Source organism: Pseudomonas sp. NCHU5216 (assembly GCF_052156495.1).
Classification (GTDB): domain Bacteria; phylum Pseudomonadota; class Gammaproteobacteria; order Pseudomonadales; family Pseudomonadaceae; genus Aquipseudomonas.
In genome coordinates this window covers 1-6,949 of sequence record NZ_JBQLIX010000077.1, presented here as the reverse complement: position 1 = coordinate 6,949, position 6,949 = coordinate 1, and the positions used below count along the sequence as shown (strand labels likewise).

9 protein-coding genes are annotated in these 6,949 nt (G+C 64.3%); 5 read left to right on the top strand and 4 right to left on the bottom strand.

What is annotated here, in order from left to right; all coding sequences use genetic code 11:
- Positions 1-229: hypothetical protein (locus ACSVIK_RS25875; RefSeq protein ID WP_442446999.1), on the top strand; the 229-nt coding region annotated here is incomplete at its 5' end.
- Here the strand turns inward: ACSVIK_RS25875 and ACSVIK_RS25870 are convergent.
- Positions 230-619, bottom strand: a complete 390-nt coding sequence (locus ACSVIK_RS25870; protein WP_442446998.1) for a DUF4345 domain-containing protein — start codon at positions 617-619, stop codon at positions 230-232.
- A gap of 342 nt (positions 620-961) precedes the next feature.
- On the opposite strand from ACSVIK_RS25870, the gene ACSVIK_RS25865 reads away from it, so the two are divergent.
- The 3 genes from ACSVIK_RS25865 (at position 962) to ypfJ (ending at position 3,767) form a co-directional block, all read left to right on the top strand.
- Entirely contained in the window at positions 962-2,314 is a 1,353-nt protein-coding gene (locus ACSVIK_RS25865; RefSeq protein ID WP_442446997.1) for a hypothetical protein, read from the top strand.
- A gap of 138 nt (positions 2,315-2,452) precedes the next feature.
- A complete protein-coding gene (locus tag ACSVIK_RS25860) occupies positions 2,453-2,887 on the top strand; it encodes a DUF411 domain-containing protein (protein ID WP_442446996.1) in 435 nt (144 codons plus the stop codon).
- Between the two features lie 19 nt (positions 2,888-2,906).
- Positions 2,907-3,767: a KPN_02809 family neutral zinc metallopeptidase gene (gene ypfJ / locus ACSVIK_RS25855; protein ID WP_442446995.1), complete on the top strand. Its 861-nt coding sequence runs from the start codon at positions 2,907-2,909 to the stop codon at positions 3,765-3,767.
- Between the two features lie 107 nt (positions 3,768-3,874).
- On the opposite strand, the gene ACSVIK_RS25850 is transcribed toward ypfJ, so the two are convergent.
- The 3 genes from ACSVIK_RS25850 to ACSVIK_RS25840 all read right to left on the bottom strand — a co-directional run bounded on the left by ACSVIK_RS25850 (position 3,875) and on the right by ACSVIK_RS25840 (position 6,000).
- Complete coding sequence (locus tag ACSVIK_RS25850) at positions 3,875-4,468, bottom strand: HAD family hydrolase (RefSeq protein ID WP_442446994.1); 594 nt, start codon at positions 4,466-4,468, stop codon at positions 3,875-3,877.
- Positions 4,465-5,334, bottom strand: a complete 870-nt coding sequence (gene tesB, locus ACSVIK_RS25845) for an acyl-CoA thioesterase II (RefSeq protein WP_442446993.1) — start codon at positions 5,332-5,334, stop codon at positions 4,465-4,467. Before tesB ends, ACSVIK_RS25850 begins: the two co-directional genes overlap by 4 nt.
- An 87-nt stretch (positions 5,335-5,421) precedes the next feature.
- Complete coding sequence (locus ACSVIK_RS25840) at positions 5,422-6,000, bottom strand: GNAT family N-acetyltransferase (protein WP_442446992.1); 579 nt, start codon at positions 5,998-6,000, stop codon at positions 5,422-5,424.
- A 65-nt stretch (positions 6,001-6,065) separates the two neighbouring features.
- Between ACSVIK_RS25840 and trhA the strand changes: the two genes are divergently transcribed.
- Positions 6,066-6,683 carry a PAQR family membrane homeostasis protein TrhA gene (gene trhA, locus ACSVIK_RS25835; protein WP_442446991.1) on the top strand — a complete coding sequence of 206 codons (618 nt, stop codon included), beginning with the start codon at positions 6,066-6,068 and terminating at the stop codon, positions 6,681-6,683.
- Positions 6,684-6,949: the final 266 nt, after the last annotated feature.

The window sequence follows — 6,949 nt, the reverse complement described above, 5'->3', positions numbered from 1 at the left end:
GCAGCCAGGGCCGGATGATCGGGCGGAAGGTTTTGGTTACTTTGCCCGCAAAGTGACTCGCCCGGGAGGGCGAAACCGAAAACATCAACAAAACGCGGCAATCCGGAACAAGCACCCGAACAAACAACAAACACTCACACAAACTTGCCAGTCCGGTGCCAATACTGATTTTCCCGAGATTCCGCGAAGAACCTTTTCTGTCCACCATCCCCTACCACCCGACGGCTGATCAACCCTCGCGCCGGATGCCGCGCAACGCCCACCAGGCCAAACCAGCCGATACCACCTCCAGCAACATCGCGGCAAGGTTGAAGGTCTGCTGTGCACCGCCGTCCAGCCACAGCCCGGCGACGCGTGCCGAGGCCAGCGCGGCATAGAGCAACACCAGCAGCATCAGTGCCGGGCGCAGCAGATCCAGGCGCGTCAGCGCCATCGCCAGATAAGCCGCCAGGCCCAGTTGCAGGCCGCCGTAATAGGCGCGCACCTCGGTCACGGCGGCATTGCCCATCAACAGCGCACCGCTGAAGCTGGCCATCTCCTCGGGGCGAATGAAGTAGGCCAGTCCCAGGCCGGCGAGGACGACGATCTGGATCGTCAATACGATTCGGGCGAACAGCATTCCAGGACTCCTCGTTCGGTTGAGGCACAAAGCATAACCCCAGGCGCCGAGGAAAATCGCCATGCCCTGCACCCAGCTTGGCTCGATTGCACTTTCTTCAGGGTGATCTACACCTAAGGGTGTAACCGTACTCGACAAGGAGGTCGACATGCCTGCCAGCGAGAAGTCCGTAGTACGCCTCCAGCGTGCCCCCTCAGTTCCTGTCGAGTGCATTCTGCCACCTGCCTCCAGGAGCCCCCGCGCAACACCGTGAAGCGGCCCCGCGCCGCACCAAGCCGAGAACCATAGAGGACGCCCTGCCAACGGACGACCCAGCAGGCGCGTTCCATCAAGGAGATGATCATGCGTAACGTACAAGGAACCCTGCTCCGCGCGTTGGCAATCGCCACGCCGTTGCTCGCTACTGCCGCCCAGGCCGGGGTCTACCCCGACTTCGGCTTCAAGCCATCGGAACAGGAATACGATGGCCCGCTGTTCCAGCTCAGCCAGAACTATCCCACCTCAGCACCACCGGCCTCGGCCCTGCCGGGCTTCTTCAAGTTGCTGCCCAAGGAGCGCAACAACGACTTCGAGACCTGGCGCGCCTACATGGACGCAGTGAAGGACTACTGCCTGGAAGGCAACGTGGAAAACGACTGGAACGTGCAGAAGAACAAGGTACGCGGCTGGTTTCACATGCCCTGGCAGCACTACGGCCCACTGGGCCGCGAAGGTATTCACGGGCTGACCAAGGAAGCCCAGATCCAACCCAAGCAGCTCGCCCCGACCCAGACCACCTCCGGGCAAACCTACGCGGTGGGCATCTACAACGATATCGGCGCCTACACCATCGGCCAGGTATGGAAGGATCCGGCCAACCCCAACCCGGACTTCACCTCCAAGCCCAACAGCTTCGCCAACGGCACCGTGGTGTGCAAACCGCTGTTCGCCGATGTCGACCGCAGCCAGGTGCCCTTCCTGCAGAACCCGGTGCTCTGGCAGGGCTACATCACCAAGACCTTCGAGTCGGGCGACCGCGTGGTGAAAGAGGTGGCGCTGATCCAGATGGACATTGCCGTGCGTGACACGCGCATCGACGAAACCGGCTGGATCTTCGGCACCTTCCAGTACAACGGCGCCATCACCGGCAAACCGGGCTGGGACAACCTGGTGCCGGTGGGCATCATGTGGGGCAACGACCCGAAGGATAACGGCAACGATTACAGCAACCCGAAGCCGACCGAGACCCGCATCAACCCCAACCTCAAGCAAACCGCGATCAACGCCAAGACCAGCGAGCTGCCGCCCACCCACCTGGGCTGGAACGGTCGCCTCAACGGCCCGGTGGACAATCCGGTGAGCTCCTGCATGAGTTGCCACATGACCGGCGAATACCCGCAACTGGCGATCATGAACCCGACCTTCCAGGCCAACCCACCTGCTGTCGGTTCGCCGGAGTGGATGCGCTGGTTCCAGAACATCCCGGCCGGGCAACCTTTCAGCGAGGGCACCAAGAGCACGGACTACAGCCTGCAACTGGCCGGCGGCCTGGCCAACTTCTATGACTGGAAGTGCAACCAGGGCGGCGTGTTCGTCGATGGCAAGAACGCCTGCCACAAAGCCAGCCAGTTGAAGCTGATGCTCAAGGGCAGCGTGGATATGGACGACATCAAGCCGGTGCAGCGTGATCCGAGCCTGATGGAGCTGCTGGAGTGACCTAGAACCTGTTGATGTTGCGTAGCAACATCAACAGTCCCTACCCGTGGCTGCGAAGCCTGGCTTCGCAGCCACGGACGCTTGGGCCCGCCCGGCCATGGGGTTATCCTCGACGCCATCGTCCTCAGGAGCCCCGTCATGCGCCCTACCCTCCTCGCTCTCTGCCTTTTCAGCTCGCTGGCCCAGGCTGGCGAAACGCTGACCATCGACGTGCACCGCGACGCCAACTGCGGCTGCTGCACCGCCTGGATCGATCATCTGCAAGCCAATGGTTTCGTGGTCAACGACCATGTGGAACAGGACATGAGCGCGGTCAAGCAGCGCCTCGGCGTGCCACCACGCCTGGCCTCGTGCCACACCGGCGTGATCGACGGCCAGTTCATCGAAGGCCACGTGCCGGCCGCCGACATCCTCAAACTGCGCCAACGCCCCGACCTGCTCGGTGCCGCTGTGCCCGGCATGCCCATGGGCTCGCCCGGCATGGAGTACGGCGGGCGGGTGGACGCCTATCAGGTCATCGGTCTGGATCGCCAGCGCCAGGATGTGGTGTTGAGCGACTATCCCGCCAACTGAGCAAACGGGGAATACCGCCATGCGTTGGCAACGAGGTAGACGCAGTGACAATGTCGTGGACGCACGCGGCCGCTCGGGCAGGCGCGTCGGCGGCGGGCTGAGCCTGGGGGCGGTGGCGCTGATCGTCGCCTTCGGCCTGCTCACGGGGCAGGATCCGCTACAGATTCTCGGCCAGATCGCCGGTCAGGCCAGCCAGCCGCAGGTCAGCCAACCCGCCAATACGCCGCCGGCTCAGGATGAGCAGCGCGACTTCGTCAGCGCCATCCTCGGCGACACCGAGGACACCTGGCGCGAGCTGTTCCAGCAGGCCGGCAAGCAGTACCGCGATCCGCAACTGGTGCTGTTTTCCGGCGGCGTCGATTCGGCCTGCGGTTTCGCCAGCTCGGCGGTCGGTCCCTTCTACTGCCCGGGCGACCAGCGTGTGTACCTGGATATGGCGTTCTTCCGCGAGATGGAGCAGCGTTTCGCGGCTGCCGGCGATTTCGCCCAGGCCTACGTGATCGCTCATGAGGTCGGCCACCATGTGCAGACCCTGCTCGGCGTCTCGGCCAAGGTCAACGCCGCGCGCCAACGCGGTAAACGCATCGAGGGCGACGGCGGCCTGCTGGTACGTCAGGAGCTACAGGCCGACTGCCTGGCCGGGGTCTGGGCCCATCACGCCCAACGTCGCCACGCCTGGCTGGAGCCCGGCGACCTGGAAGAGGCGCTGAACGCCGCCAGCGCCATCGGTGATGATCGCCTGCAAAAACAGGCCCGTGGCCAGGTGGTGCCGGACGCCTTCACCCATGGCACCTCGCAGCAGCGCGTGCGCTGGTTCAGCACCGGCTTCGACACCGGCCAGCCAGGGCGCTGCGACACCTTCAAAGCGACGCGCCTGTAGCCAGCGCGCGGCTGCCAAGGCGCCACAGAACCTAGCCCGGATGCAATCCGGGGACAGAATGGCAGGCATTCCCGGATTGCATCCGGGCGACGCGGCCAGCGAGCGCCTCAGCCCAGGCGGGCCAGTAACTGCACGCAATCCACGGCATGCAGCTCGGTCAGCTCCGGCCAGGGGTTGTCCGGCAGATTGACCAGCACGCTGCGCGCGCCGGCAGCCTGGGCGCATTCCAGATCGTAGCGGTAGTCGCCCACCATCAGCAGCTCGCTCGGCGCCACCTGCCAGCGCCCGGCCAGGTGCAGCAAGCCGCCGGGATGGGGCTTGGGCGGGGCTTCGTCACGGCCGAGGATGTCCTCCACGGCGAAGCAGTCGTCCAGGCCGATGGCCTGCAGGGTCAGCAGCGCCAGTTCATGGGCGTTGCGGGTGAGGATGCCGAGCCGGCAACCGCGCTCGCACAGGCTGCGCACCAACTCGATGGCGCCGGGTGCCGGGCGCGAGGCCACGGCCAGCTCGCGTTCGTGCTCCAGCAGCCAGGCATGCTTGGCCGCCGCCTCGTCGGCCGGCAGCGCGGCCAGGTGATGGAGGATGTCGGCCTCCTGGGGAATGCCCAGCACCCGCTTGATCGCCGGGAAGTCGTGCACCGCCAGGGTCAGGGTGCCGTCCATGTCGAACACCCAGTGGCGCACGGCCCCGAGGTGGCTCACTTCCAGTCCTCGCGCACGCGGGTCAGGCCCTCCTGCGCCACCGAGGCCACCAGTTCGCCCTGGCGGTTGTAGATGCTGCCGCGCGAGAAACCACGGGAATTACCGGCCCAGGGGCTGTCCATGGCGTACAGCAGCCAGTCGTCCATGCGCAGGTTGCGGTGGAACCACAGCGAATGATCGAGGCTGGCCACCTGCATGAATTTCTGGAACACCGATACGCCATGAGGCTGCATCGAGGTGGTGAGCAGGTTGAAGTCGCTGACGTAACCCAGCAGATACTTGTGCAGTTGCGGGTCGTCCGGCAGCGCACCCGCGGCGCGGAACCAGACGTGCTTGACCGGCTCGCAGGGCTTGGGCGCGAAGGGGTTGATCAGGGTGACCGGGCGAATCTCGATGGGTTTGTCACTGGTCGCCTGCTCCCGCATGCGCTCGGGGATCATCGGCGCCACCATGCGCGCCAGCTCGGTTTCCGATTTCAGCCCCTCGGGGCCGGGCACGTCGGGCATGGCGCTCTGATGGTGAAAGCCCTCTTCGTCGTACTGGAAGGACGCGCTGCAGAAGAAGATCGGCTGGCCCTTCTGCACCGCCGTGACGCGGCGTGTGCTGAAACTGCCGCCGTCACGGGTACGGTCGACCTGATACACCACCGGCAGGCTGGCATCGCCAGGGCGCAGGAAGTAGCCATGCATGGAGTGCACGTGGCGCGCCTCTTCCACGGTCTGGCTGGCGGCAGAAATGCACTGGCCCAGCACCTGACCACCGAACAACTGGCGAAAGCCCAGATCCTGGCTGCGACCACGGAACAGATTTTCCTCGATCTGCTCCAGGCTCAGCAGCGCGACCAGATCATCGAGTACCTGGGTCATGGGGTCTCTCCTCGTGCAGGGGGGAATAGGTTGGCAAGGTGTGCGATGGTAAAGAATTTGCGTGCCGCTGTCGGCATCGGTTTGCCACTAGCCAGCAATACCCATCGAAGCGCCTGCCTGCCACTCGCTGCGCTGAATACGGTAGAGCACATGCGCCTGCAAGGGATGGCCGCTCGGCAACGACGGATGGAGGAAGTCACCGGCCTGGTCACGACGCATGCCAATGCCACGCATCACCGCCTGCGACGGCAGATTGGCCGGCACGGTAAAACTCACCACCTCGTCCAGGCCGAGCCGCTCGAAGGCCACGGCCAGTGCCGCACGCGCCGCCTCGCTGGCATAGCCCTGGCGCCAATGGGCGCGGGCCAGGCGCCAGCCGATCTCCACCGCCGGGGCGAAAGGCGCGTCGAAGCCCACCCGCGCCAGGCCGGTAACGCCGATCAGCTCGCCACTGTCACGCCGCTCCAGCGCCCAGAAGCCGAAACCATGCTCGGCGAAATGCGCCCGCATACGCACCAGCATCTGCGCACTCTGCTCGGCGCTCAGCGGCGCGGGGAAATGACGCATCACCTCGGCATCGGCATTGAGCGCGCTCAACGCTGGCAGGTCAGTGTCGCGCCAGGCACGCAACAGCAGGCGCTCGGTGGAGGTTTCGATCAGGGGCATGGCGATTGACTCATGAGACTGCGACCATAGATTGTCGATTCAACAGGATAACGACGGCAGATAGCATGTACCACGGAGAAAGATTCAACGCCTGGAGCCACCTGATCGGTGCCGTTCTGGCTGCCATCGGTGCGATATGGCTGCTGGTGCTGGCCAGTGCCACCGGCGATACCTGGAAAATCGTCGCAGTGGCCATCTATGGCGTCACCCTGATGCTGCTGTACAGCATCTCCACCCTCTACCACAGCGTGCGCGGCCCGGCGAAACGGGTGATGCAAAAGCTCGATCACCTGTCGATCTACCTGCTCATTGCCGGCAGTTACACCCCGTTCTGCCTGGTAACCCTGCGTGGCCCCTGGGGCTGGACATTGTTCGGCGTCGTATGGGGCCTGGCGCTGATTGGCATGCTGCAGGAAATCAAGCCTCGCTCCGAGGCACGTGTGCTGTCGTTGATCATCTACGCGGTGATGGGCTGGATCGTGCTGGTGGCGGTAAACCCCTTGATCGCCGCTCTGGGCATGACCGGCTTCAAATGGCTGGCTGCCGGTGGCGTGCTCTACACCGTGGGTATCATCTTCTTTGCCTACGACAGCCGCTTTCGCCATTGGCATGGCATCTGGCACCTGTTCGTCATGGCGGGCAGCCTTCTGCACTTCGTGGCGATTCTGTTCTACGTGCTGTGAGGTTTTTCTTGGTTTATCGCGTTTTCTGATACCGGACTGGCAAGTTTGTGTTGGCTTGTTGGTTGTTCGGGTGCTTGTTCCGGATTGCCGCATTTTTGTTGATGTCTCTGGTTTCGCCCTCCCGGGCGAGTCACTTTGCGAGCAAAGTAACCAAAACCCTCCGCCCGATCATCCGGCCCTCGCTGCGCGAGGGTTCGCTCACTCCATCGTCGCTCCAGAGGCCCGCCGCGGTGGGCCATCCATGGCCCATCGCGGCTCTCGCGGCA